At 62.0% G+C, this 25993-nt stretch carries 15 protein-coding genes and 1 pseudogene; 13 read left to right on the top strand and 3 right to left on the bottom strand.

Annotated elements, in window-relative coordinates; genetic code table 11:
- Positions 1–210 precede the first annotated feature (210 nt).
- The 3 genes from xseA to pcaF all read left to right on the top strand — a co-directional run bounded on the left by xseA (position 211) and on the right by pcaF (position 3631).
- Positions 211–1569: an exodeoxyribonuclease VII large subunit gene (xseA, locus tag U0029_RS07590; protein ID WP_012417763.1), complete on the top strand. Its 1359-nt coding sequence runs from the start codon at positions 211–213 to the stop codon at positions 1567–1569.
- 92 nt (positions 1570–1661) lie between these two features.
- Complete coding sequence (gene sodB / locus U0029_RS07595) at positions 1662–2240, top strand: superoxide dismutase [Fe] (RefSeq protein ID WP_114851953.1); 579 nt, start codon at positions 1662–1664, stop codon at positions 2238–2240.
- A gap of 185 nt (positions 2241–2425) precedes the next feature.
- Positions 2426–3631, top strand: coding sequence for a 3-oxoadipyl-CoA thiolase (gene pcaF / locus U0029_RS07600; RefSeq protein WP_114851954.1), 1206 nt, complete (start codon positions 2426–2428; stop codon positions 3629–3631).
- Between the two features lie 109 nt (positions 3632–3740).
- Here pcaF and U0029_RS07605 read toward each other — a convergent pair whose 3' ends face one another.
- The gene (locus tag U0029_RS07605; RefSeq protein ID WP_012417759.1) at positions 3741–4190 is read right to left on the bottom strand and encodes a DUF192 domain-containing protein; all 450 of its coding nucleotides are present in this window, start codon (positions 4188–4190) and stop codon (positions 3741–3743) included.
- A gap of 129 nt (positions 4191–4319) precedes the next feature.
- The gene (locus tag U0029_RS07610; RefSeq protein WP_012417758.1) at positions 4320–4565 is read right to left on the bottom strand and encodes a cold-shock protein; all 246 of its coding nucleotides are present in this window, start codon (positions 4563–4565) and stop codon (positions 4320–4322) included.
- Between the two features lie 222 nt (positions 4566–4787).
- Between U0029_RS07610 and clpS the strand changes: the two genes are divergently transcribed.
- From clpS to putA, 8 genes are all read left to right on the top strand, one after another.
- Positions 4788–5102, top strand: coding sequence for an ATP-dependent Clp protease adapter ClpS (gene clpS / locus U0029_RS07615; RefSeq protein ID WP_012417757.1), 315 nt, complete (start codon positions 4788–4790; stop codon positions 5100–5102).
- A 115-nt stretch (positions 5103–5217) separates the two neighbouring features.
- On the top strand, positions 5218–10377 hold the full coding sequence (locus tag U0029_RS07620) for an alpha-2-macroglobulin family protein (protein WP_114851955.1): 5160 nt from the start codon (positions 5218–5220) through the stop codon (positions 10375–10377).
- 17 nt (positions 10378–10394) lie between these two features.
- Positions 10395–12518, top strand: coding sequence for a penicillin-binding protein 1C (gene pbpC, locus U0029_RS07625; protein WP_012417755.1), 2124 nt, complete (start codon positions 10395–10397; stop codon positions 12516–12518).
- A 53-nt stretch (positions 12519–12571) separates the two neighbouring features.
- On the top strand, positions 12572–14875 hold the full coding sequence (gene clpA / locus U0029_RS07630) for an ATP-dependent Clp protease ATP-binding subunit ClpA (RefSeq protein WP_114851956.1): 2304 nt from the start codon (positions 12572–12574) through the stop codon (positions 14873–14875).
- 2 nt (positions 14876–14877) lie between these two features.
- Positions 14878–16179, top strand: coding sequence for a paraquat-inducible protein A (locus U0029_RS07635; protein ID WP_012417753.1), 1302 nt, complete (start codon positions 14878–14880; stop codon positions 16177–16179).
- Positions 16180–16210: 31 nt separating this feature from the next.
- Positions 16211–17878, top strand: coding sequence for a PqiB family protein (locus U0029_RS07640; RefSeq protein WP_012417752.1), 1668 nt, complete (start codon positions 16211–16213; stop codon positions 17876–17878).
- 4 nt (positions 17879–17882) lie between these two features.
- Positions 17883–18533 carry a PqiC family protein gene (locus U0029_RS07645; protein ID WP_012417751.1) on the top strand — a complete coding sequence of 217 codons (651 nt, stop codon included), beginning with the start codon at positions 17883–17885 and terminating at the stop codon, positions 18531–18533.
- Between the two features lie 144 nt (positions 18534–18677).
- Positions 18678–22484 carry a trifunctional transcriptional regulator/proline dehydrogenase/L-glutamate gamma-semialdehyde dehydrogenase gene (putA, locus tag U0029_RS07650; protein ID WP_012417750.1) on the top strand — a complete coding sequence of 1269 codons (3807 nt, stop codon included), beginning with the start codon at positions 18678–18680 and terminating at the stop codon, positions 22482–22484.
- Positions 22485–22655: 171 nt separating this feature from the next.
- On the opposite strand, the gene U0029_RS07655 is transcribed toward putA, so the two are convergent.
- Positions 22656–23564 (bottom strand): TIGR01777 family oxidoreductase, encoded by a 909-nt coding sequence (locus U0029_RS07655; RefSeq protein WP_012417749.1) that lies wholly within the window; start codon positions 23562–23564, stop codon positions 22656–22658.
- 313 nt (positions 23565–23877) lie between these two features.
- Between U0029_RS07655 and U0029_RS07660 the strand changes: the two genes are divergently transcribed.
- Positions 23878–25176 (top strand): NAD(P)/FAD-dependent oxidoreductase, encoded by a 1299-nt coding sequence (locus U0029_RS07660; protein ID WP_012417748.1) that lies wholly within the window; start codon positions 23878–23880, stop codon positions 25174–25176.
- Positions 25173–25992, top strand: a pseudogene (locus tag U0029_RS07665) (DUF1365 domain-containing protein). The gene U0029_RS07660 and the pseudogene U0029_RS07665 overlap by 4 nt, the downstream one beginning before the upstream one ends.
- Position 25993 lies beyond the last annotated feature (1 nt).

Genomic DNA, 25993 nt, shown 5'->3' on the forward strand with positions numbered 1-25993 from the left:
AAAACTTCCGATAAACCTACGCCCATCATAGGTTTAGGGTGGTTTGCTTCTATTTTGTGCAATGTGAAAATGATGTTAATTCTTTATAAATCAATCACTTGTACGGATAATCAAGGGCTTGCGGGGTGGCCGGCATGAAAAAGCGCTTTGCGGTATCATGCGAGCCCGCATTTTCAAGCCCTGTGGACATATTTCGCACTCCGGAGCCCTATGACAACTGGATTCGCTGCCAAAGATGACGTATTTGCGCGGGATATCCTGTCTGTCGCCCAGCTAAACCAAGCCGTGGGGCAGTTGATGGAGCGCAGCATCCCGCCCTTATGGGTTCGCGGCGAAGTCTCGAACTTTACGCAGGCCGCCTCCGGGCATTGGTATTTCACACTCAAGGACGCAGGTGCCGCTGTGCGCACGGTGATGTTTCGCGGCCGTGCTTCGATGGTCGGTTTTGTGCCGCGCCCGGGTGATGAGGTCGAGATCCGGGGCCGAGTTTCCCTCTATGAACCCCGGGGCGATTACCAGTTGCAGGCCGATGCCATGCGTCGGGCGGGTGTGGGGAATCTGTTCGAGGCCTTTTCGCGCCTGAAGGACAAGCTGGCCTCCGAAGGCCTGTTTGACGCCAGCCGCAAACGCGTGCCGCTGCGCCTGCCGCGTGCCATCGGTGTGGTGACGTCTTTGCAGGCGGCGGCGTTGCGCGACGTGCTTTCGGCGCTGGCGCGCAGGGCGCCTCAAGTGGAGATCGTGATCTATCCGGCCCCGGTTCAGGGGGCCGATGCAGCCTCTCGGTTGGCGGCCCAGGTGCGCCAGGCCAGTGCGCGTCGTGAGGTCGATACGCTCTTGCTGGTGCGTGGTGGCGGCAGCATCGAAGACCTGTGGAGTTTCAATGACGAGGATCTGGCTCGTGCCGTTGCGGATTGCGCCATCCCCGTCATCAGCGGGGTCGGGCACGAAACAGACTTCACCATTGCGGACTTCGTCGCAGACCTGAGGGCGCCTACGCCGACTGCGGCGGCCGAGTTGGCCTGCGTCCCGCGCGCTGAGCTGTTGAGCGCTCTGGGGCATGCGGCCTCGCGTTTGTCCCGTGCCCAGCAAAGGCGTCTGGATCTGGCGGCGCAGCGTCTGGATCGTGCCAGTGCGCAATTGGTGTCGCCTGCCCAACGATTGGCGCATCAGTGTGAACGTCTCAATACCCTGCGGCACCGGCTGGCCGCATCGGCGCAGCGTCCTTTGGCGGCCAGCGCTGCACGCCTGACGGGCCTGGCGCAGCGCCTGGCGCGCCGAGCGCCTCAGACTGCACGGGTACAGGATAGAGTGCAAAGCCTGGCGCAGCGCCTGCTGCGGGGGCAGCAAGCCGGCTTGGCTGAGCGGGGAGTTCGGCTTCAGGCGCTGGCGGCGCAACTGCGCGCTTTGGACCCCGAGCACACCCTGGCGCGTGGTTATGCCGTGCTGCGCGATGCGCAGGGGCGAGTCGTGAGCAATGCCTCGGCGCTGGTGGTGGGCGAGGGTGTCCGCATCGATCTGGCCCAGGGGCGCGTGCAGGCAGACATTACTGACGTTCAGCCCCGCCGTTAACCCCGCGCCGAGCCAGGATTAAAGCGAACCCGCCGAAAGAGCCGATACAATGAAACGGCTTGATCGTGCATTCAACAAAGAAGGAATCGACTATGGCACATACTCTTCCCCCTCTGCCTTATGCGCTGGACGCGCTGGCCCCCCGCATCTCTAAAGAGACGCTGGAGTTCCACTACGGCAAGCACCATCAGACCTACGTCACCAACCTGAACAATCTGGTTCCGGGCACCGAGTTCGAGAACGCCTCGCTGGAAGACATCGTCAAGAAGTCCTCGGGTGGCATTTTCAACAACGCCGCCCAGGTCTGGAACCACACCTTCTACTGGAACAGCCTCTCGCCCAATGGCGGCGGCGAGCCCAGCGGCGCCCTGGCAGACGCCATCAAGGCCAAGTGGGGCAGCGTTGAGGCTTTCAAGGAAGCCTTCAACAAATCGGCCGCCGGCAACTTCGGCTCGGGCTGGACCTGGCTGGTCAAGAAGGCTGACGGCAGCCTGGACATCGTCAACACCAGCAATGCCGTCACCCCCCTGACCACCGCTGACAAGGCGCTCCTGACCTGTGACGTCTGGGAGCACGCCTATTACATCGATTACCGCAACGCCCGTCCCAAGTACCTGGAAAACTTCTGGGCTCTGGTGAACTGGGAATTCGCCGCGAAGAACTTCGCCTGATAAACAGGCGATTGGCGTTCGCGCCAAGCACGATCGAACAGCCCGGCATTCGCCGGGCTGTTTTTTGTCCATAAGGTGGACGACGTCCGCAGCCTGGACACCAAGGTGTTGCACCCCGGTGAGGCGGCGGACCCTGCGGTAACATGGCCGTCATCCTTTTTCTTCCATCCATTTTCTGACGAGCCATGACCCAGCAAGCCTTTATCTGTGATGCGATCCGTACTCCTTTTGGCCGTTATGGCGGCGCCCTGGCTTCGGTAAGGGCCGATGATCTGGCCGCTATTCCGATCAAGGCGCTCATGGCGCGCAATCCGCATGTGCGCTGGGAAGAGTTGGATGACGCCATCTTCGGTTGCGCCAATCAGGCCGGCGAAGATAACCGGAATGTGGCGCGCATGGCGACGCTGCTGGCGGGTTTGCCCATCGAAGTGCCGGGTTCTACGTTGAATCGCCTCTGCGGTTCGGGTTTGGACGCGATCGGTACGGCTGCGCGCGCTATCCGCGCCGGCGAGGCGGGCCTGATGTTGGCTGGCGGCGTGGAGAGCATGAGCCGTGCGCCCTTTGTGATGGGCAAGGCTGACAGCGCTTTTTCGCGCAGCGCCGCTATTTATGACACCACCATCGGCTGGCGTTTCATCAACAAACTGATGAAAGCCCAGTACGGCGTGGATTCCATGCCCGAAACGGCGGAAAACGTGGCTGATGATTTCAAGATTTCGCGCGCGGACCAGGACAAATTCGCCTTGGCCAGCCAGCAGAAAACGGCCAGCGCGCAGAAGGCTGGTTATTTCGATGCCGAAATCACGCTGGTAATCATCCCCCAGAAAAAGGGGGATGCCATCGTGGTCGACAAGGACGAGCACCCGCGCGAAACCAGCCTGGAAGCCTTGGGCAGGCTCAAGGGTGTGGTGCGTGAGGGTGGCAGCGTCACGGCCGGCAATGCTTCGGGTGTGAATGATGGTGCCGCTGCTTTGCTGTTGGCCGATGAAAAGGCCGCTGCCCGTCATGGCCTGACGCCCCGTGCCCGCGTGGTTGGCATGGCTACCGCTGGCGTTGCGCCGCGTATCATGGGCATGGGTCCGGCACCCGCGACGCGCAAGGTATTGGCCCATACCGGCCTGACCTTGGCGCAGATGGATGTGATCGAGTTGAACGAAGCCTTTGCCGCTCAGGGTTTGGCCGTGCTGCGTGATCTGGGCATCGATGATGATGATGCCCGCGTCAATCCGAACGGCGGCGCGATTGCTCTGGGACATCCTTTGGGCGCCAGCGGCGCTCGTCTGGCCACGACGGCCATCAACCAGTTGCATCGCACTGGTGGCCGCTATGCCTTGTGCACCATGTGCATCGGTGTGGGTCAGGGTATCGCGCTGATTATCGAGCGGGTTTGAAGCCATCAGGGCAGACAAGCGCTCCTCGATGGGACGCTGTCAGGCTGTTGCCACAGGGTGGCGCAGCTTGCGGGCCCGGCGCTGGCCGGGTTCGCGCCCCTGAGGCAAGTCAGGGTAGGCCGTCTATCTTTGAGCCGGCCTTCACGCCGCGCTGGGCGAACCAGCCCTGGCTCATTTCCAGGGCGTAACGCACTGGCTTGCGCGAGCAATGGGCATCATCGGTTTGAGGCGCCATGTCTTCGATGTTCGTGATGGTGCCGTTATCGGCGATAAACGCGATCGAGAGCGGCAGGGGCGTGTTGCGCATCCAGAAGCATTGCACATCAGGCGCCTCGAATACAAAGAGCATGCCGCTGTTGCCGGGCAACTCCGTGCGGTTCATGAGGCCGACCTGGCGTTCTTGCTCGGTATGGGCGACCTCGGCCTGAATCACATGGATGCCTGTCGAGAGCTGGGTGGTCGGCAGGGTGTTCTGGTGGGGGCCCTGCTGCGCCATGGCCAGAGATGCTGTAAGGGACAGGACGGCCCAGGCGGCCAGGCGGGCGGAGAAGTTCTGCATGTAAGGCTTGAGGATGGCGACGTTGTCTGGGAGTGGCAGCAAGGCCGAGCGGATGTTGTAGCTTAGGCGCTGGCAAATGAAAAGGCGGAGCCTGGGGCTCCGCCTGCATAATAGCGGGTGTCCGCTGCTTCAGGCTGACGTAATATTCAGTGCTTGCTTGCCCTTTGGGCCTTGGATAATCTCAAATGAGACTTTCTGACCTTCTTTCAGGGTTTTGAAACCGTTCATCTGGATCGACGAAAAATGCGCGAACAGATCTTCACCGCCATCATCGGGTGTAATGAAGCCAAATCCCTTGGCGTCGTTAAACCATTTGACGGTGCCGGTGGATTTCGGATTGTCCCCTTGGACGGCGGTTGCGGTCGTGTCAGACATGCGGACTGCCTCTTTTGAATCGTATGTTGGACGAAAGGGCCGAGGCCTGGCCTGCGGCCCATCCGGAAACGGTGGCACTCGCAGCAAGCTGAAAGGCACCGAATGTCTGGATAATGCGCCCCTTTTCTTTCTGGCGTCAAGTATGGAAACTACGCATGTCCGTGTGTAATTTTGAGTAAGCGCGACGCGAATATTTGGACGATTAAATAGAATAGCCGCCCTATGAGTTCTACCTTAGATTCGCAACACGATTTGGTTGCCGAAAAACAGTCGGCGCGCACCGCGCCGCCACCTATGTACCAGGTTGTGCTTTTGAATGACGATTACACCCCGATGGAATTCGTGGTGAAGGTTTTGCAGAAGTTTTTCGGCAAAAACCAGGAAGAAGCAACCCGCATCATGCTGCAAGTGCATCACGAAGGCCGCGGTATTTGTGGTGTTTATGTGCGTGATGTGGCGGCTACGCGCATTGCGCAGGTCGCGCAGTATGCGCGGGCACGGCAGCATCCCTTGCAATGCATTATGGAACCGGTTTAGGCCGCCGTTTGCCTCTGCTGTATTTTTTCATATTCAAAAATTTATTAGTAAGGCCTATCGTGGCTAGTAAGTATCGTGGCGCGGAGGTCTGAGAAGTCGCTGATTGAGGTGAGCCTTGGCGAGTAACAAAAAGGTCTGGCTAGGACTGGGAGCGGCGGCTGTGCTGGCCGGCGCTGTGGGTTTGGGCTGGTGGGCCGCACCACGCTCACTTGCGCCAGAGGCGACGCACAAGGCAGAGCAGGCGGTGCTCAGGGATGTCGAGAAAGCCGCGCAGAGTGTGCCGCAGTCTGCTGCGCCTCAGCCCGCCGGTCAGGCCATGCTCGGAAAACCCGATCCTTTCGCGGCCTTGAGCTGCCAGCCACGCCAGTACAACGATACGCTGGCGCTGGCGCTGACTTTTACGCAGCCGGTTGACCGCAAGGCGGATCTCAACCGCTATCTTCAGGTGACGGAGTTGGGCGCGCTCGCGCCAGACCAGGACGGCGCGCAGGACTCCGGCGGCCAGCGTCAGGCGGCCAACGGCCGTCCTGATGCGCCGCAAGGCAAGGTGGTGCAAGGCGGTTGGGTGGTGGGCGATAACCCGCGCGTGGTGTATTTCCCTTATGTGCAGCCGCTAAAACGCTATGCGATTGCCGTGCGGGAGGGGTTGCCAGGCGCGGCTGGCGCGTTGCCGCAGGACGCGCGTTGCGATGTGGCGACGCAGGCCATGCCGCCCTCGTTCTATTTCGCCAGTCGTGGCGTTGTGTTGCCCGCAGGCCAGAATGGCGGTTTGCCGGTGGCCACGGTCAATATGCCCGAAGTGGATGTGCAATTTCTGCGCGTTGAACCGCAGCGCGTACCCGAGTTTTTCGATACCGTGCTGGGCGTGGGTAAAGCGTCCCACGACGAGGACGAGGATGACTGGCGTTATGCCGATAACCGCAGCCTCAAGGGCACAGTCAGCACCTGGGATCTGGATCGCCTCAATACCCTGACCACCAGCGTCTATCAGGGGCGTTTCCTTACCGATGAAAAGCCTAATCGGCGGCATGTGACCTTCCTGCCGGTCGAACACATCGAGGCATTGCAGGAGCCGGGCATTTATGTTGCCGTAATGAGCCAGCCGGGCCGCTTCCGCTATGAGTATCAGACGACCTATTTTTACGTCAGCGACGTGGGGCTGCATGCGCGCCGTTACTCGGATCGTAGCGAGGCCTACGCCGTGTCGCTCAAGACCGGGCAGCCACTGCCGGGGGTAAGGATCGAGCTGCTCGACGGTTCGGGCAAGACGCTGGCGCAGGCTGAGGCTGATGCCAAGGGGCATGTGCGCTTTGACGGTTCGCACGCCAACGCTCGCGTCATGCGCGCCACGCGCGGCAAGGAAATGACGGTGTTGGCCCTGGGTGACCCGGCACTCGATTTGTCAGAGTACGACATCGGTGGCTATCCTGCGCGCAGCAACAATCTTTTCGTTTACGCAGGCCGTAATCTTTACCGCCCAGGCGAGCAATTCCACGTGTCGGTGCTATCCCGCGACCTGGACGGCCGGCCCTTGCCTTTGAGCCCGCTGACGGCCACGATCAAGCGGCCCGATGGCCGCGTCACGCGCACGAGTCTGTGGCATCCCTCCCAAGGCCTGCCGAACTATGTCGAGCAGGCCGTCGATCTTCCTCTGGATGCGCAAACCGGCACCTGGTTGCTGGAGTTGCGCGTCGATCCGGCCGCCAAGGTGGCGGATAGCACCTGGTCCTTCCAAGTTGAGGAGTTTTTGCCGGAGCGCATGAAGCTGGCTCTCAGTTCCGATCAGCCGGTTTTGTCGCCTGACGAAGCCTGGCAGGTGGATATGCAGGGGGACTACCTGTATGGCGCACCCGCGGCGGGCAACCGGGTGCTGTCCAGTTTCCAGGTCAAGCGTGACCGCTTCGCCTTGCCGCAGCAGTGGCCAGGCTTCATTTTTGGCGATGTGGCCGACGATACGCGCCGCCGCTTTGAAGAATTGCCCGATACCGAACTGGACGGGCAGGGCAGGGGTGAGATCACGGTCGATCCTCAGGTCGAAGGCAGCCATTCCCCCATGAAGGTGCGCCTGTCGGTGAGTTTGCTGGAGTCCGGCGGGCGTCCCGTCGTGCGTTCGATCGAACGCAGTGTCTGGCCCGCTGAAACACTGATTGGCCTGCGCCCCTTGTTTGACCGCGACGTGGCGCGTGAGGGCGCACCCGCAGGCTTCGAGATTATCCGCGTTGATGCGACGGGTAAGCCCCAGCCTGTCAATGGCGCCCAGCTACGTCTGTTTCGCGAAGAGCGTCAGTATTACTGGCGTTTCGATGATCAGCGAGGCTGGAATAGTGGCTATACCGAAACTGAAGAGCTGACGGACTCGCGCGCCATCGATATCGGTGAGCGGGGGAATGTCAGCGTGGAAGTGAAGTGGGGCCGCTATCGTCTGGAGATCGTCGATCCGCAGACGGGACAGGTGGCACGTTACCGCTTCTACGCAGGTTGGAACGCACAGGACTCCGACGCCGTGGGCAATCGTCCGGATCGGGTCCAACTGAAAATGCAGGATTTGCCGGCCAAGCCGGGCGACAAAGTTCGCATGACAGTGGTCCCGCCACATGACGGGCAGGCCCTTGTCACGGTGGAAGGTGACCGCATGCTGTGGTCGCAATGGGTGCCGGTCAAGGCTACGGGCACGGACGTGGAAATCCCGGTGGACGCGGCCTGGAAGCGCCACGACCTCTATGTGTCGGCAACGGTCTTCCGTCCTGGCAGCGAGGGTGACCGTATCACGCCGGCGCGCGCGCTCGGTTTGGCCTATCTGCCTATAGCCAGCGCCGATCGCAAGCTGGCCGTGAGCCTCAACGCCCCGGCCAAGGTCGAGCCGGAAAAGCCCATTACGGTGCGCGTCAAGGTTGACGGCGCTGGCGCCGGCAAGGCCTATGTCACGTTGTCGGCGGTCGATGTCGGCATTCTCAACATCAATCAGTACGCCACGCCAGATCCGATGGATTTCTTTTTCGGCAAGCATCGCTATGCGCCGGAGCTGCTGGACATGTATGGCAAGCTCATCGAGAAAATGGATGGCACGCAGGGCAGACTCAAGTGGGGCGGCGACGCGGCGATGCGCGGCGATAGCCGCAGCCTGCCCAAAAAGGTCAAGCTGGTAGATCTGTTCTCGGGTGTCGTGGCGCTCGATGCCAAGGGCGAAGCCGATATCAAGCTGGATCTGCCGGACTTCAATGGGACCCTGCGCTTGATGGCAGTGGCGTTCACGGGCGAGCGTTATGGGAGCGCCGACACCGAAATGCAGGTGGCCGCGCCCGTGGTGGCTGAGCTGAATATGCCGCGTTTCATCACGCCGGGCGACCAGGCAGCCGTGGCGCTGGACTTGACCAATCTTAGCGGCGCGACGCGCAAGCTGACGGTCAAGCTTCAGGCACTGGACCCGCTGGCGATCAATGACAGCACCCGCACGGTCACGCTGAAAGACAAGGAGCGCACGACGCTGCGTTTTGTGGCCACTACGACAGGCTCTTATGGGCTGGGGCTTATGCGCCTGGTGGTTGAGGGCGATGGTTTGAACATCACCCGTGAGTCGGTTTTGCAGGTGCAACCGGCCTATGCGTCGGAGCGCCGGGTCCGGCGCATGCGTCTGAATCCCGGCGAGGAATGGACGCCGCCGGCCGAACAGCTCGCGGGCTGGCATGCCGATTCGGCGACGATTTCGCTGACCCTGTCCAACCGACCGCCGCTGAACGTCAATCGTTTGGTGGAAGGGCTGTTGAACTATCCCTATGGCTGCACCGAGCAGACCATCAGCGCCACTATGCCCTGGGTCATGCTCGATGAGGCGGCGGCCAATCGATTCAGCCTGCCGCTGCGCACGATAGCCGAGCGTCAGGCCAAGATCGATGGCGCGCTGGCCCGGTTGTCGGGGATGCGCGGCACGACAGGCGCCTATTCGCTTTGGGGTGATTACAGCAACCGCGATACCTGGCTGAGCGCCTACGCCTTGGGCTTTATGCAGGATGCTCGCGATCGCGGCTTTAGCGTCTCCGACGATAGCTTGGAGCGCACACGCCAATGGTTGTTGGAGCAGTTGCAGCAAACGTCCAACAGCTTCGGCAACTGGTCGGCCAATCTGCGCAAGGGCCTGGAAAGCGGCCGTATCGATAGCGGCAGCGTCGAGGTGTTGCGCAACGACCACCGCCGTTTTGCTGGTCTGGCCGCCACGGCGCTAGTGCTCGCGCGTGACGGCAAAGCCCCCTTGTCGACCGTGCGCCAGTTGTTCGACAACTATGGTGAGCGCGCCCGTTCGCCGCTGCCGCTCATTCAGTTGGCGGCGGCTTTCAAACTGCTGGGTGACGAAGGCCGCATGAAGGCGGCCCTGGATCAGGGTTTGACACGGGCCTACGGCATCACGCGCCGTGGCTCGGGCAATTACGATGAGTGGCTGGGTGACTATGGCAGCGGTGTGCGCGATTACGCGCAGGCCTATGCCTTGGTCAATCAGTACGGCTTGCGTGACCCGCGCAATGAAACCTTGCTGGAGCAGGCCTCGGCGCGTTTGGGCAACCGCCCCTATCTGTCCACGCAGGAGCAGATGGCTTTGCTGCTGGCTGCCAATGCTGCGGGGGGTGACCGCAGCAGGCCCTGGGAGGCATCGCTGCAACAGGCGGGCAGCCGCAATCTGACGGGCTCGCAGGATCAGACGCTGGCGCTGAAACCTAGCGAGCTAGCCACGACCCGCTTGCGCAACACGGGTAATCAATCGCTGTTTGTCGAGATCGATGCGCAGGGCACGCCGCTGGCTGCGCCCAAGCCGCGCAACGATGTCATTGGCTTGATGCGCGGCTGGTATCGCCCGGATGGCAGCGCCTGGGATGGCGGCACTTTGCAGACTGGCGACATGCTGGTGGTCTGGATTCAGGCGGACGCCACGCAGTACGTACCTGATGCCTTGTTGGTGGATCGCGTGCCGGCGGGTTTCGAAGTGGAGAATCTCAATCTCATGCAAAGTCCTGAGATGCAGGATTGGGAGATAGGCGGCCGCCGCGTGGCGGATGCGATGGCCAACCCCAATATCAAGCATCGCGAGTTCCGTGATGACCGTTATGTAGCGGCTGCAGCGCTGGGCCGGGGTAAGGTTGATATCTTTTATCTGGCGCGCGTGGTCACGCCGGGTCGCTACAGTGTGCCGCCCGTCGTGGCCGAAGATATGTACCGGCCTGGACTGCGCGGTGTGGGCGACACGTGGAACAACATCGAGATCCGCGACCGCAAACCTCGCAACTAAAGCCGCGGTGGCGGCGCTTGGCCCTGGCCAGCGCTGTCGCCGTGGCCCTGCTGTTGGCGGCTTTTCTGGCGCTCGATCGCGCCTATCCCCTGCCGCCTATCGGATCGGCAGGGGCGCGCGTGGTGGTCGCCGCCGACGGCACACCTTTGCGCACCTATCCCAGCCGCGATGGCGTGTGGCGCTATCCGGTGACGCCGGATCAGGTGTCGCCCCGCTATGTGCAGACCCTGCTTACTTACGAAGATCGTTGGTTCTACGCGCATCCCGGAATCAATCCCTGGGCCTTGGCGCGGGCGGCATGGCAATGGGTGGCCCATGGCCGCATTGTGTCGGGAGGTTCGACGCTCACCATGCAGGTGGCGCGCATGCTGGACCCGGCGCTCGCCGGGCAGCCCTCGCGCAGTATGCGCGCCAAGCTGAGGCAGGTCTGGCGTGCTTTGCAGCTCGAATGGCATTACGGCAAAGATGAGATTCTGGCCATGTATCTGGCCCATGCGCCGATGGGGGGCATTGTCGAGGGGGTCGAGATGGGCTCGCGGATGTGGCTGGGCAAGTCAGCGCGGGACTTGAGCGATGCCGAAGCAGCCTTGCTCACCGCTTTGCCTCAGGCGCCGTCCCGTTTGCGTCCGGACCGGCATCCCGAGGCGGCTCGCGTGGCGCGGGACAAGGTGCTGGCACGCATGGCCGAGTTGTCGGTCTGGACGCCGGCGCGCGTGGCCGATGCGCGTATCGAGAACGTCGTCGCGCCACCTTTGCGGGCTCGCTGGCTCGCGCCGCTGGCCGCGCAACGCTTACTCGCCGCAAGCCGGCAGACAGTCGTTGAAAGCACGCTGGATGCGGACATGCAGGCGACCGTTGAGCGCATGCTGCTCGATCGTATCGACGGCCTGCCGCCGAAAGTGTCGATGGCCGTGTTGGTGATGGACAACGACAGCCTGGAGATTAAGGCGTATGCGGGTTCGGCAGATTTTTCCGATGATTCGCGCTATGCGCATGTGGATATGGTGCGTGCCGTGCGCTCGCCCGGCTCGACGCTCAAGCCGTTTCTTTATGCCTTGGCGCTGGATGATGGCTTAGTGCATTCAGAAAGCCTGCTCATGGATGTGCCGATGTCCTTCGGCGGCTATGCTCCGGGTAATTTTCAGGCTTCGTTTTCCGGTCCGGTGAGTGTTTCCAGCGCCTTGCAGCGTTCCTTGAATGTGCCGGCGGTGGATCTGCTGGACCGTGTCGGGCCGGCGCGCTTTTCTTCGGTTATGCTCAATGCTGGCGTGCGCTTGCGTTTACCTGCGGGCGCCACCCCCAATCTGAGCCTGATCCTGGGCGGCGGTGGCACTACGCTCGAAGAGTTGGTGGGCGCTTATCGTGCGCTGGCGCGTGGCGGGGTGTCGGGCCAGGCCAGGTTGTCGCCTGCCGATCCCAAGCGCGAGAACCGCGCCATGAGCGCAGGCGCAGCCTGGATTATCCGCGATATTCTCGAATCAGGCGGCCATCCTGAAAGACCCTTGTTCGAGCAGGGCGGGCCCGAGAGGGCCTTGGCCTGGAAAACGGGCACCAGCTTTGGATTTCGTGATGCCTGGGCGATCGGGGTGACAGATCAGTGGACGCTGGGCGTCTGGGTCGGGCGGCCCGATGGTACGCCAAACCCCGGTTTTTTCGGGGCCAATGTGGCGGCGCCGCTGTTGCGCGATGTCGTGTCGGCGCTGCCGGCGGGTGCGCCGCGCGCGCGTCAGCGTCCCGATTCGGTGCAGGTGGCCGTGACATGCTGGCCTTTGGGCTGGCGTCTGGAAAGCGCGCCGGGCGGGGTCTGCCCGGAGCAACGTGTGGCGTGGGTCTTGAACGAAACCGTTCCGCCCTCATTTGCAGGGTATGCTGATCGCGGCGCCATGCAGATTGAAGGCGTGGCTCAGGGAGCGGTATTGCGGCCTGTGCCAGGGTCTCGCGTGGTCACCCTCGATGTGGGGGTGCAAGGGGCTGAAGGTCAGGTTTGGTGGATGTTGGACGGCGGGCTTTATCGCCCAGGCCGGGCTGGTGAAACACAGAGTCTGTCTCTGTCGCACAATGGGCGTCATCGGTTGACGGTTATGGACGAGGCGGGGCGATACACTGGTCTAGAGTTTGAAATCGCTGGTGTTACGCCCTGATCGGCATAGAATATGAAGCGTGTACTTGCCGCTTCGTGCGTTACGGAGGAAGCGTGATTTCCCAAGAGCTTGAAGTCAGCCTGCATATGGCCTTTGTCGAGGCCCGGTCGGCCCGACATGAATTTATTACTGTCGAGCATCTCCTGCTCGCGTTGCTGGACAACGCCTCGGCGGTGGAGGTGCTGCGCGCCTGCGCTGCCAATCTGGATGACTTGCGCCGTAACCTGCGTCAGTTTGTCACGGAAAATACGCCCGTCATTCCGAGTGGCGCCGAGGTCGATACGCAGCCTACGCTGGGTTTTCAGCGCGTGATTCAGCGTGCCATCATGCATGTCTCGGCAGGCGGCACGGGCAAAAAGCCGGTTACCGGCGCCAACGTGCTGGTCGCCATTTTTGGCGAGAAAGACTCTCACGCGGTTTATTACCTGCAGCAGCAGGGTGTGACGCGGCTGGATGTCGTCAATTTTCTGTCGCATGGCATCACCAAGCAGCCGCAGGATGAGCCCGTGCAGAAAGAACCGCAGAGCGCCAGCGAGGAGGGCAGCGAAGCCCGCCAGTCGCCACTCGATCAGTATGCCAACGATCTGAACGCGGCCGCCGAGGCGGGCCGCATCGATCCCCTGATCGGTCGCGAACACGAGGTTGAGCGTGTGATTCAGGTGCTGTGCCGCCGGCGCAAGAACAATCCGCTGCTGGTCGGAGAGGCCGGTGTCGGCAAGACCGCCATCGCGGAAGGCCTGGCTTGGCGCATCACGCGCGGCGAAGTGCCCGAGATTTTGCAGTCGGCCCACGTTTATTCGCTGGATATGGGCGCCTTGTTGGCCGGCACCAAGTATCGCGGCGATTTTGAACAGCGTCTCAAGGGTGTGCTCAAACAGATTCGCGGGAATCCTGACGCAATTCTGTTCATCGACGAAATCCATACCCTGATCGGCGCCGGATCGGCGTCGGGCGGCACGCTGGATGCCTCCAATCTGCTCAAGCCCGCTTTGTCGTCGGGGCAGTTGAAGTGCATCGGCGCGACCACTTACACCGAGTATCGTGGCGTGTTTGAGAAAGACCACGCTCTGTCGCGCCGCTTCCAGAAAATCGATGTGCCCGAGCCCAGCGTCGAGCAGACCGTCCAGATTCTGCGCGGCTTGAAAAGCCGGTTCGAAGAGCATCACAGCGTGCGGTATTCGGCAGCGGCGCTGAGCGCGGCCGCCGAACTCTCGGCGCGTTACATCAACGACCGCCACCTGCCGGACAAGGCCATCGACGTCATCGACGAGGCGGGTGTGGCTCAGCGTCTGTTGCCGCGCTCGCGCCAGAAGAAAGTCATTGGCAAGGCCGAGATCGAAGCCATCGTTTCCAAGATTGCGCGCATTCCGCCGCAGTCGGTTTCCAACGATGACCGCAGCAGGCTCGCCACTTTGGACCGCGATCTGAAAACCGTCGTGTTCGGGCAGGATCAGGCGATCGATGCCTTGGCGGCTTCTATCAAAATGGCGCGTTCTGGTCTGGGTCGTCCTGAAAAACCCATCGGTGCCTTCCTGTTCTCTGGACCCACGGGCGTGGGCAAGACCGAGGTCGCCCGCCAGCTCGCCTTCACCCTGGGCGTGGAACTGCTGCGTTTTGATATGTCCGAGTACATGGAGCGCCACGCGGTGTCGCGCCTGATCGGCGCGCCGCCGGGCTATGTGGGTTTCGACCAGGGCGGTCTGCTGACTGAAGCCATCACCAAGCAGCCGCATTGTGTGCTGCTGCTCGATGAAATCGAAAAAGCTCACCCGGATATTTTCAATATCCTGTTGCAGGTCATGGATCACGGCACCCTGACGGACAACAATGGACGCAAGGCCGATTTCCGCAACGTCATTCTCATTATGACCACGAATGCCGGCGCCGAAACGCTTAACCGCGCAGCGATCGGTTTTACCAACAGCCGCGTGGCGGGCGACGAAATGGCGGAAATCCGCCGGATGTTCACGCCGGAGTTCCGCAACCGTCTGGATGCCATCATCCCCTTTGCCGCACTGAACCGCGACATCATTCTGCGGGTGGTCGACAAATTCCTCATGCAGCTCGAAGACCAGTTGCATGAGCGCCGGGTAGAGGCGGTGTTTACCGAGAAGCTGCGCGACTATCTGGCCAAGCATGGCTTCGATCCTCTGATGGGCGCGCGACCTATGCAACGCCTTATCCAGGACACGATACGCCGCGCGCTGGCAGACGAGCTGCTTTTTGGCCGTCTGGTTGATGGCGGCAATGTCACGGTGGATCTGAACGAGGACGACAAAGTGGTGCTGTCTTTTGATGACGCGGGTAAACCCGAGCCCACTGCCAAGGACAATCCACAAGTCGAGCTGGTTGACTGATCTTGGCCGGCCAGCGCGCCGATACGCCGCGCCATTCTCTTATCGCCTGCGAGCACTGTGCCAGCGTTTACCGTTGGCATAGTCTCGACCCGGGCGAGAAAGCGGCATGCGAGCGCTGTGACGCTACGCTTTGGCGTTATAGCAGGCTGACGCTGTCGAGTTGGCTGGCGCTGGCGATCACGGGTTTTACCCTGTTCGTGGTGGCCAATGCCTATCCGGTGGCGGCCTTGTCTGTGCAAGGCATGACAAGAGAAGCGACCCTGCTCGATGCCGTGGGCATCACATGGCGGCAGGGGCATTACGCCGTGGCCATCATGACAGGTGCGGTGGGTTTTCTTATTCCCTTGTTGCAGCTTTTCGGGCTCTTGTGGGTGCTGGGTCCCTTGTCGCGCGCCAGCCTGCCAGTCGGGTTTCGTCGAGTGGTTCGCGGCCTGGGCTTGTTGCGTCCCTGGAGCATGGTGCCGGTTTTTCTGCTGGGCGTGGTGGTGTCGGCAGTCAAGTTGGCGAGCATGGCGGTGGTCGAGCCGCGCATAGGGCTTTTAGCCCTTGCCTGCCTGACGGTGTTGCTCACCATGTTAAGCCGACTGTCTACGCCAGAGATTTGGCGTCTGGCCGAGCGCGCTGGGGTAGTGCCGGTGCATATCCCGTCCATGGATGCGGATACCGTGTTGGCCGATTGCCATGTTTGCGGGCAGGTGCAGGCGCTGAATGCCGGATTTGACGGGCACTGCTGCCGCTGCGATGCCGTGCTGCATTACCGTAAGCCCGAGACGCTGGCGCGCACCTGGGCCTTGCTGCTGGCGGCGGCCATTCTTTATATTCCGGCCAATGTCTTGCCGGTGATGCAGATCAGTTCCATTACGGGCGATAGTTCACACACTATTCTGGGCGGCGTGGTCGAACTCTGGGAGATGGGCTCTTGGGATATTGCCATGATCGTTTTTATTGCCAGTATCGCAGTGCCGCTCACCAAGCTGTTGTCGCTGGCCTTTTTGGCCTTGACATTGCAATGGCGCAGCACCACCAATCTGCGGCAACGCACGCGTCTTTATCAAATGGTAGAGTTCATCGGGCAGTGGTCCATGCTCGACGTTTTCGTGGTCATTATTCTGGCCGCGCTGGCGGATTTCCCGGGGCTGATGGCGATCAGCGCCGGCGCAGGGGCGACCTCGTTCGGCCTGGTCGTGGTGCTGACCATGTTATCCGCGATGAGTTTTGACTTGCGTTGCGCCTGGGATCTCGAACAGCAGGCTGAATGGCCTGCCGCCCAGCCGGACGCCGCGCTTAGCGCGTCCAAGTCCTGAATGGCAGGTTTATTACAAGGAAGTGCGCAGTATGGCGGAGCCGACTGAATCGCCGGGTACCCCGTTGGGCCGGGTCAAACTGAGCAGGAAAGAGCGTTCGCGTATCTCCTGGATCTGGCTGGTGCCGCTGGTGGCGGCGCTGGCCGGCTTGTCCCTGGTCGTGCGCACTTGGATGCAGGCCGGGCCGGACATCACCATCGAGTTCAACACGGCCGAAGGCTTGGAGGTGGGCAAGACTCAGCTGCGCTACAAGGACGTCGTGGTGGGCACGGTCACCGGCATTCATTTCAATACGGACCGCAGCAAAGTGTTGGTCAAGGCGGAGCTCGTGAAAGAGGTCGCCAATATGGCGCGCGAGGGCACGAATTTCTGGGTGGTGCGCCCGCGCTTGGGCTTGAGCGGCGTATCGGGTCTGGGTACTTTGCTGTCGGGCGCCTATATCGGTGTGGACGCCATCGGCAACCCCGAGGAGCTGGACAGAAAACCTGTTAAAGCGTTTTTCGTGGGCTTGGAGACGCCGCCCGCCGTCGAGTACGACAGGCCGGGAAAACGCTTCACGCTGCGCGCCGAGAATCTGGGTTCGCTGGATATCGGTTCGCCGGTTTATTACCGGCGCATTAATGTCGGGCGGGTCATCGCCTATGCACTCAGCGACGATGGCAAATCGGTTGACGTGCAGGTCTTTATCGACGCGCCCAATGACCGCTTCGTGACCGAGGGCGCGCGTTTTTGGAATGCGAGCGGGGTGGATTTTTCGCTCGATGCCTCCGGCCTCAAGGTGCGCACCCAATCCATGGTGTCGCTGCTACTGGGCGGGGTCGCCTTCGAGAACGTGGTGCGGCGCGACGCCGAGCCGGCCAAGGCGGACAGCCGCTTCAAGCTGTATGGCGGCGAGCAGGCTGCCAAGGTCAACACCGACGGTACCCCCTTCCACATTCGTATGCGGTTTGACCAGTCGGTGCGCGGTCTGGCAGTGGGCGCACCTATCGACTTCCAGGGGATTACCTTGGGTGATGTCACCAATGTGGCCATCGATTTCGACGCCAAAAACAAGCGCTTCTTTGGCTTGGTCGATGCGACCATCTATCCAGAACGTCTGGGCGGTTTGTTTGATGAGATCGTCAAGGGGCTGGAACGCGATACCGGCACACGCGATCTGGCACCGAGCCGCACTCTGGCGGTGCTGGTCGAGTACGGTTTGAGGGCGCAACTGCGTTCGAGCAATTTGCTGACCGGTCAGATGTATATCGTGCTTGACCATTTTTCCAAGGTTCCGCCCGTCAAGTATGTGCAGACCGATCCGGCCACTATCCCGACCATTCCGGGGCAGTTCGATCAGTTGCAGGATCAGATCGGCAGCATTGTGTCCAAGATCGAGAAAATCCCCTTCGACCAGATCGGTCAGGACTTGCGTTTGACGCTGGCCAACACCTCGAAGCTCATGGAGCGCCTGGATAAGACCGTCGCACCTGATACGGCAGCGGTGCTGAAGGAAGCCCGCCGCTCGCTGGCGCAGCTCAATGAGTTGTTCTCGCCGGATGCTTCCCTGCCTATCAATGCCGAGCGTTCCATGCGTGAGATGTCGCAGGCGGCGCGTGCCCTGCGTAATCTGGCGGATTATCTCCAGGCCAACCCCGAGGCCTTGCTGCGTGGCCGGGGCAAGGACCCCATCCCCGGCTTCGGGTCTGTCAGGAACTGATTTCATGAAATACATCCGTCCGGCGCTTGCCCTCTCTCTGCTATCACTCCTGGTCGCCTGCGGGGCTTCGCCGCCAGCGCGGTATTACACCTTGCAGGCGCCGCCGGCAGCGACGCCTATCAAAGGCGATGCTGGCTTCATGGTCGAGGTGCTGCCGGTGGCCGTGACGCCTCAGGCTGATCAGCCGCAAATCATGTTGCGTACCGGCACGGGCAGTATTGCGCCGCTCTACTCTGACCGCTGGAGTGCGCCGCTTGGCGATGAATTGCGTTCGGCGCTGGTGGATGGCCTGACGCGTGACCTGGGTGCCCTGGATGCGGGTGTGCTGCGGCCTCCCTTGGGCACGCCGCTTTGGCGGGTTCAGACCGACGTGCAGCGCTTCGATATGAGCGATAAAGGTCCGACGGTGCTGGATGTAACGTGGCGCGTGCGGCCGGTCAGCCTCAAGGGTGGGGCCTTATTGTGCCGCACTGTCGTGACAATGCCGGTGGGGGCCGAAGATGTGGCCTCATTGGTAACAGCGCAGCAGCAGGCGGTTGCGCTCTTGGCCCGTACGATAGCCTCGGGCATTCGTCATGGTGGCCAGCGGGCCGATGCGGCAGGTCCGGAGGTTCATATCCCTGTGTGCACGGTTCTGGCGGATGAAAGCCGATAAGCGCTGTCTAATCTGAAGGTTAACCTATTTTTATAAGGGTTAACCTTAATATATTGAGGGGTGCAACTTCTTTAGCATCGGGTTCCGCCGGTTGGGGCGGCCAGGCGGCCGCCTACCGTGCAATTTCAAGGAATCCAAATCGCTATGGCTAGCACGACCCTGGGCGTCAAGGTCGATGACGCGTTGCGGGATCGCCTCAAGGCGGCAGCACAAAAGCTCCAGTGCACTCCGCACTGGTTGCACAAACAGGCTCTGGTGGCCTATCTGGAAAAAATCGAACGCGGCCATTTGCCCCCCGAGATGGCGCATCTCGGCTCGGGAGAAGACGGCGCCGAGGAAGATGCCGGCGGCCAAGCGGGAGCCACGCCGCCTTTTTACGAGTTCGGCCAGGACGTGCAACCGCAGTCGGTGTTGCGGGCCGCCATTACTGCCGCCTATCGTCGGCCTGAGCCCGAGTGCGTGCCCCTGTTGCTGGGTCAGGCGCGCATGCCGCACTTGGAAAAAATCCATGCCATGGCCGCCAAGCTGGTCCAGACGCTGCGCGCCAAGCGCACGGGCGGGGGCGTAGAGGGGCTGATCCAGGAGTTCTCTCTGTCCAGCCAGGAAGGGGTGGCCCTGATGTGCCTGGCCGAGGCTTTGCTGCGCATCCCGGACCGGGCCACGCGCGATGCCCTGATCCGCGACAAGGTGTCGCGCGGCGACTGGAAGTCGCACATGGGCGGTTCGCAATCCTTGTTCGTCAATGCGGCGACCTGGGGTTTGATGATCACCGGCAAGCTGGTGGCCGTAAGCAGCGAGCAATCCCTGTCCAAGGCGCTGACCCGTCTGATCGGCAAGGGCGGCGAGCCCCTGGTGCGCAAGGGCGTGAATATGGCCATGCGCATGATGGGTGAGCAGTTCGTCTCCGGCCAGACCATTTCTGAAGCCCTGGCCAACAACCGCAAAATGGAGAGCCGGGGCTTTCGGTACTCCTACGATATGTTGGGCGAGGCGGCCACCACCGCCCAGGATGCCGAGCGTTACAACGCGGCGTATGAGCAGGCCATCCATGCCATCGGCAAAGCTGCGGCCGGACGGGGTATCTACGAGGGGCCGGGCATTTCCATCAAGCTCTCGGCCCTGCATCCGCGTTATTCGCGCGCACAGCGCGAGCGCGTGATGAGTGAACTGTTGCCTCGCGTGAAGAAGCTCGCCATTTTGGCGCGCCAGTACGATATCGGCCTGAATATCGATGCCGAAGAAGCTGATCGTCTGGAGATTTCGCTCGATTTGCTGGAAGCACTGTGTTTTACCCCCGAACTCGAGGGTTGGAACGGCATCGGCTTTGTGATCCAGGCCTACCAGAAGCGCGCGCCCTTCGTGATCGACTACGTGATCGATCTGGCTCGCCGCAGCGGCCACCGCATCATGGTGCGCCTGGTCAAAGGCGCTTATTGGGATAGTGAGATCAAGCGCGCCCAGGTGGATGGCCTGGAGGGCTATCCGGTCTACACCCGCAAGCTTTACACCGATGTGGCCTATCTGGCCTGCGCCCGCAAATTGCTGGCCGTTCCCGAGGCCGTCTACCCCCAGTTCGCCACGCATAACGCCTATACCCTCGCGGCGATCTATCATTTGGCCGGGCAGAACTACTACCCGGGCCAGTATGAGTTCCAGTGCCTGCATGGCATGGGCGAGCCGCTGTACGACGAGGTGGTGGGCCCGCTCGCGCAGGGCAAGCTGAACCGCCCCTGCCGTATTTACGCGCCGGTGGGCACGCATGAGACGCTGCTGGCCTATTTGGTGCGCCGCCTGCTCGAAAACGGCGCCAACACCTCTTTTGTCAACCTGATTGGCGATGACAGCATTCCGGTAGAGCAATTGGTGGCCGACCCGGTGGAAGCCGCTGCACGCATCGTGCCTCTGGGAGCGCCGCACGACAAGATCCCCCTGCCGCGTGAGCTCTACGGTCATGCCCGGGCCAATTCGGCGGGCCTGGACCTGTCCAACGAGCATCGCCTGGGCTCGTTGTCGGCGGCCCTGCTGGCCAGTGCAGGCATGCCCTGGCGTGCGGCGCCCATGTTGGGTGAAAGCGAGTTCGTCTGGGATGAGTCCCGGGCTCAAGATGTCTTGAACCCGGCAGATCAGCGCGATGGGGTTGGGCGCCTCATCGAGGCCGACAGCCATGATGTCGAAGCCGCGCTGCGCGCCGCTGCGAATACCGCGCCCATCTGGCAAGCCACCCCGGTTGCCGAGCGTGCACAGTGTCTGCGCCGTGCCGCGCAACTGCTCGAAGAACAGATGCAGACGCTGCTGGGTCTGATCGTGCGCGAGGCGGGCAAGACCCTGCCTAATGCCATTGCTGAAGTCCGTGAGGCCGTAGATTTTCTGCGTTATTACGCGGATCAGGCCGAGCGCGAGTTTGACAATGACACGCACCGCCCGCTGGGTAGCGTGCTGTGTATCAGCCCCTGGAACTTCCCGCTGGCTATTTTTACGGGGCAGGTGGCGGCGGCCCTGGCGGCCGGTAATACCGTGCTGGCCAAGCCGGCGGAACAGACGCCGCTGATCGCAGCCCAGGCCGTCGCCATTCTGCGCGCCGCCGGGGTGCCGGCGGGGGCAGTGCAATTGCTGCCGGGCAAAGGCGAAACCGTGGGCGCCCAACTGGTGGCGCACGCGTCCGTGCGCGGTGTGATGTTCACGGGCTCGACCGAGGTGGCGCGTTTGATCGCCCGTAATCTGGCCGATCGTCTGGATGATCGTGGCCACACCATTCCGCTTATTGCCGAGACGGGGGGGCAGAATGCCATGGTGGTGGACTCCTCCGCGCTGTCCGAGCAGGTGGTGTTCGATGTGCTGTCCTCGGCCTTTGATTCGGCGGGTCAGCGTTGTTCGGCTCTGCGCGTGCTTTGCGTGCAGGAAGATAATGCCGATCATGTATTGACGATGTTGCGCGGCGCGATGCGCGAGCTGCGTATGGGCAACCCCGATCGTCTATCCACGGATGTGGGGCCGGTGATTGATGCCGAAGCGCGCCAGAACATTCTGCGTCACATTGAGAGCATGCGGGCCGCCGGCCATGAGATCGTTCAGATTGAAGGCGGCGCCGAGTGCCGTTTCGGTACCTTCGTGCCGCCCACGCTGATCGAAATTAATGATATCGCCGAGCTTAAACGCGAAGTATTCGGTCCGGTGCTGCATGTGGTGCGCTACGCACGCGATGACCTGGATCGCGTCATCGAGTCCATCAATGGCACCGGCTATGGCCTGACCTTCGGTGTGCATACTCGCATCGACGAAACGGTAGCCCGCGTGACCGAGTCGGTCCAGGCAGGCAATATTTATGTCAACCGCAATATCGTGGGCGCCGTAGTGGGTGTGCAGCCGTTCGGTGGTGAGCATCTGTCGGGCACCGGTCCCAAGGCGGGCGGTCCGCTGTATCTCTACCGTTTGCTGTCGATGCGTCCTGCCGGCCTGCCGCCGGGTCTGGAAGGGCAGATGCCCCTGACCCTCACGCTGCCGGGGCCCACCGGAGAAACCAACACCTATCGGGTCGAGCCGCGTGGCGCCGTGTATTGCGTGGCTGCCACGGCGGCGGGGGCCCGGGCGCAATGGGCGGCGGCTCAGGCCACGGGCAATCTGGCGTGGTTCGCTGATACGCCTGCGGCCCGCGAGCTGCTGGCGACGCTGGAGAGCGCCGCGCGCGAGGGCCAGGTTGCCTTGCTCGAGGATGCCGAGGTGGATGCCGCAGACTTTCAGGCCGTGCTTTTTGAGGGCGATGGCGACGCGCTTAAAGCGCTGAACCAGCGTATTGCCCGCCGTGAAGGGCCTATTTTGGCTGTACATGGTTTGAGTCCCGACGAGTTGGCTGCAGGCGCGAGCTATGTGGCCGAACGCCTGCTCAACGAGCGTTCATGCAGCGTGAATACGGCTGCTGCTGGAGGTAACGCCAGCCTGATGACTATCGGTTAAGCGCTGAGGCAAGCCGAGAAGGCGTCTCGGCTCATCTTCAAAAGGGGGGGGGGACGGTGAGGGCTATGCGCTTGCGCTCGCCAGCCAGATTTGGCGGGCCCTAGCCGCCGAAAACGGATGCTTGCCCCTGTGCCGGCCGGCTGTCAGGGCGCTGGAAAGAGGGAGCGCGGCTTAATGCCGCGAGCCGCGCAACACCTGCTCCAGCGCATCGGACAGCTCGGGGTATTGCCAGATGAAGCCCGAGTCCTGGGTGCGGCGCGGCGCCAGGCGCTGGCCGCCGAGCAGCAACACCGACATCTCGCCCAGCCCCAGGCGCAAGGTCCAGGCGGGCACAGGGAATAGCGCCGGGCGGTGAAGTGCGCCCGCCAGCGTCCGGGTGAAGCTAATGTTGCGCGTGGCCTGCGGCGAGCAGGCATTGAAGGGGCCGCTGGCATGGCTTGCGTGTAGCAGATGGTCAAACAGGTTGACCAGATCGTCCAGGTGTATCCAGGGCATCCATTGCTGGCCGCTACCCAGGCGCCCGCCTAGACCCAGCCGGTATACCGGGAGTAAGCGCGCCAGCATGCCGCCTTTTGAGGCCAATACTGGCGCAATCCGCAAACAGGCCACTCGCACGCCATGGCTGCGGGCACGCTCCGCCTCTTGTTCCCAGGCCATGCATAAGCGGCTGCCGAAGTCGTTATTTCCGGGCGGATTGAACTCATCGAGCAGGGTGTCTCCCCGGTCTCCATACCAGCCGACTGCCGAGGCTGAAAGCAGTATGCCAGGAGGGCTGGATTGCCGCCCCATCCAGTCAACCAGGGTATGCGTCAGGTCGATACGGCTGCGCCACAGCACATTGCGCCGTGCTGCCGTCCAGGGGCGATCCGCGATCGGGGCGCCTGCCAGATTGACGACGGCATCGATTGGCGGACCGTCATCAAGCGCTGGCAATTGTGCGACTCCCTGCGCGCCGCTGCACAGCTGCGCGACTTTCTGCGGGTCGCGGCTCCAGACGCTTAGGGTGTGGCCCTGGCTTTGCCAGTGCCGGCATAAAGCCTGGCCGATGAGGCCGGTGCCGCCAGTGAGCAGGATGCGCATGATGTCTTCCTTGAATGCGTCGCAGGGGGCGTCCGCCTGAGATTCAGGTAAACCGTCTGGCTCGCCTGGACGCCACGGACTTTTTATCGATCATTTTTCAAGTATCGCAGCCCCCAGGCCGATCACGCCAGCGGCCCGCAGAGCCACCCTTTGGCTAACTCGATCTGACGCATCATCGGGCTGTTCAGAGCACGCGATTTATTGCAATAATTATTAATAACAAGATTGTTTTTGTTTTATAAGGTAGATTACGCCACCGTACAAGGACGGCACAGTTGTGCGGCGTCCGTCACCACCAGGCATTGCCCAAGCTATGAAAGTTGCAGTAATCGGGTCGGGTATCTCGGGTTTGGCAGCCGCTCATCGGCTGCGTGGTCAGGCGCATGTCACGTTGTTCGAGGCGCAAGCCTATTTTGGCGGGCACACTCACACCGTCGATGTGAGCCTGCCCGATGCCCGGGGTCAACCTGTGACACAGGGTGTGGACACCGGCTTTCTGGTGTTAAACGAGCGTACCTATCCCGGCTTGATAGCACTGCTCGATGCCTTGCAGGTGCGCACCGTTCCTTCAGACATGTCGTTTTCTGTCCAGGTGCCGGGTGCGGGCGCCTTGGGCGCGCAGGCGTTGGAATGGAATGGCTCTAACCTAGCGACAGTGTTTGCCCAGAAGCGGAACCTGTTGCGCCCGCGTTTTTTGGGGATGCTCGCTGAGCTGCTGCGTTTTAACCGTCTGTGCACCGCGCTGGCAGAAGGGGGCCAAGAGCAGGCGCTGGCGCAGCCCTTGGGGGAGTTTCTGGATCAGCATGGCTTTGGCGCGGCGTTTCGCCACTGGTATTTTCTGCCGATGCTGGGCTGTATCTGGAGCTGCCCGACTGACCAGATGCTGCGCTTTCCTGTGGCGACGATGGTGCGCTTTTGCCACAACCATGGCCTGATTCAAGTGCAGAACCGGCCACAGTGGCGCACGGTGGCCGGTGGCGCGCGGCAATACGTGAGCGCCCTGTTGCCGGGCTTGGATGCCCGCCTGGCCACTCCGGTCATGCGCATCGAACGTCATGCCGGCGGCGTGCTTATTCGCTCCAGCAGCGGTGCGGAGCATTTTGACGCCGTGGTGCTGGCCGTGCACAGCGATCAGGCTTTGCGTCTGCTGGCTCAGCCCAGCGTGCTTGAACAGCAGGTGTTGGGCGCCATCCGCTATCAGCCCAATCGCGCCGTGTTGCACACAGACACCAGGGTGATGCCCCGGCGCCGCGCGGCGTGGGCAGCCTGGAACTACGAGCGTGCGGCGGACGATAGGCAAGAGTCAGCACGCGTTTGTTTGCATTACTGGATCAACCGTTTACAGCCGCTGCCCTTTGCGCAGCCGGTGCTGGTGTCGCTCAATCCGGTGAGCCGCATCGAATCCTCGCTTGTGCTGGGCGAGTTTGATTACGAGCATCCGGTGTTCGATCTGGCGGCCTTGGCCGCGCAGAAGCAGGTGCCGCAGTTGCAAGGCGGCCAACACACCTGGTATGCCGGCGCCTGGACGGGCTATGGTTTTCATGAAGACGGTCTGCAGTCGGGCTACCGTGCGGCTGACGCCCTGCTGGCCCACTGGCAGCGGGCCGTATGAATCACCCAACATCCCGCGAGGCGCCACAGGCCGCTGTGCCGCACATCGGCTTCGGGCATGTGTGGCATACCCGTCTTCGGCCCCGTCGCCACCGCTTCATCGTTCCCACTTTTTTTTTTGATGCTGCCCATGCGTACCCTGCGAGAACGGCCCGAGGCCGCAGGGGTGTTGGCGCTCAATCGCGCCGGGGCGCTCTCGTTTCACGACAGGGATCATGGCATCGGCCCGCAAGAGGGCGGGGCACTGGCCTGGCTCGAGGCTTTGCTGCAAGCCGAGGGCATTAACGATGCTCAGGGAGAAGTCTGGTTACAGTGCTATCCGCGGGTGCTGGGTTACAGCTTCAAGCCCGTGAGTTTCTGGTACTGCCACCGCAAGGATGGCAGCTTGCGCGCCATTGTGGCAGAGGTGAACAACACCTTTGGCGAGCGTCATGCCTATCTGCTAGATCATCCGCGCTATGGTCAGACGCTGCAGGCCTGCAAGAGGTTTCATGTCTCGCCTTTTTGCGTCGTGGAGGGCGCCTATCACTTTGAGTTTCGTCGGGTGGGCGCAGAGGGCCTGGATGCCGCGAGGGTGCGCATCGACTATCACGACGCGCAAGGTCCACTGCTGCTGACCGGCATGGCGGGGCGGCTGGAGCCGCTCACTGCCGCCAGCCGTCGCCGCGCTCTGTGGCGATACCCCTTGCTCACGCTAGGCGTGATGACTCGCATTCTCTGGCATGCTTTCCTGTTGTACTTGAAGCGGGTGCCGTTTCATTCCAAGCCCCGGGCGCCCGCCCAGCCTGTGTCTCGTTCCTCTGCAACCGACTCTTGAT

Source organism: Bordetella avium (assembly GCF_034424645.1).
Classification (GTDB): domain Bacteria; phylum Pseudomonadota; class Gammaproteobacteria; order Burkholderiales; family Burkholderiaceae_B; genus Bordetella; species Bordetella avium.

What these genes read in the sequence shown, in the direction of transcription:
- clpS (WP_012417757.1), top strand. Translation starts at nt 4,788, where the DNA reads ATGAGTTCTACCTTAGATTCGCAACACGATTTGGTTGCCGAAAAACAG.
- pcaF (WP_114851954.1), top strand. Translation starts at nt 2,426, where the DNA reads ATGACCCAGCAAGCCTTTATCTGTGATGCGATCCGTACTCCTTTTGGC.
- U0029_RS07645 (WP_012417751.1), top strand. Translation starts at nt 17,883, where the DNA reads ATGAAATACATCCGTCCGGCGCTTGCCCTCTCTCTGCTATCACTCCTG.
- U0029_RS07660 (WP_012417748.1), top strand. Translation starts at nt 23,878, where the DNA reads ATGAAAGTTGCAGTAATCGGGTCGGGTATCTCGGGTTTGGCAGCCGCT.
- U0029_RS07610 (WP_012417758.1), bottom strand. Translation starts at nt 4,565, where the DNA reads ATGTCTGACACGACCGCAACCGCCGTCCAAGGGGACAATCCGAAATCC.
- xseA (WP_012417763.1), top strand. Translation starts at nt 211, where the DNA reads ATGACAACTGGATTCGCTGCCAAAGATGACGTATTTGCGCGGGATATC.
- U0029_RS07655 (WP_012417749.1), bottom strand. Translation starts at nt 23,564, where the DNA reads ATGCGCATCCTGCTCACTGGCGGCACCGGCCTCATCGGCCAGGCTTTA.
- U0029_RS07640 (WP_012417752.1), top strand. Translation starts at nt 16,211, where the DNA reads ATGGCGGAGCCGACTGAATCGCCGGGTACCCCGTTGGGCCGGGTCAAA.
- sodB (WP_114851953.1), top strand. Translation starts at nt 1,662, where the DNA reads ATGGCACATACTCTTCCCCCTCTGCCTTATGCGCTGGACGCGCTGGCC.
- U0029_RS07605 (WP_012417759.1), bottom strand. Translation starts at nt 4,190, where the DNA reads ATGCAGAACTTCTCCGCCCGCCTGGCCGCCTGGGCCGTCCTGTCCCTT.
- putA (WP_012417750.1), top strand. Translation starts at nt 18,678, where the DNA reads ATGGCTAGCACGACCCTGGGCGTCAAGGTCGATGACGCGTTGCGGGAT.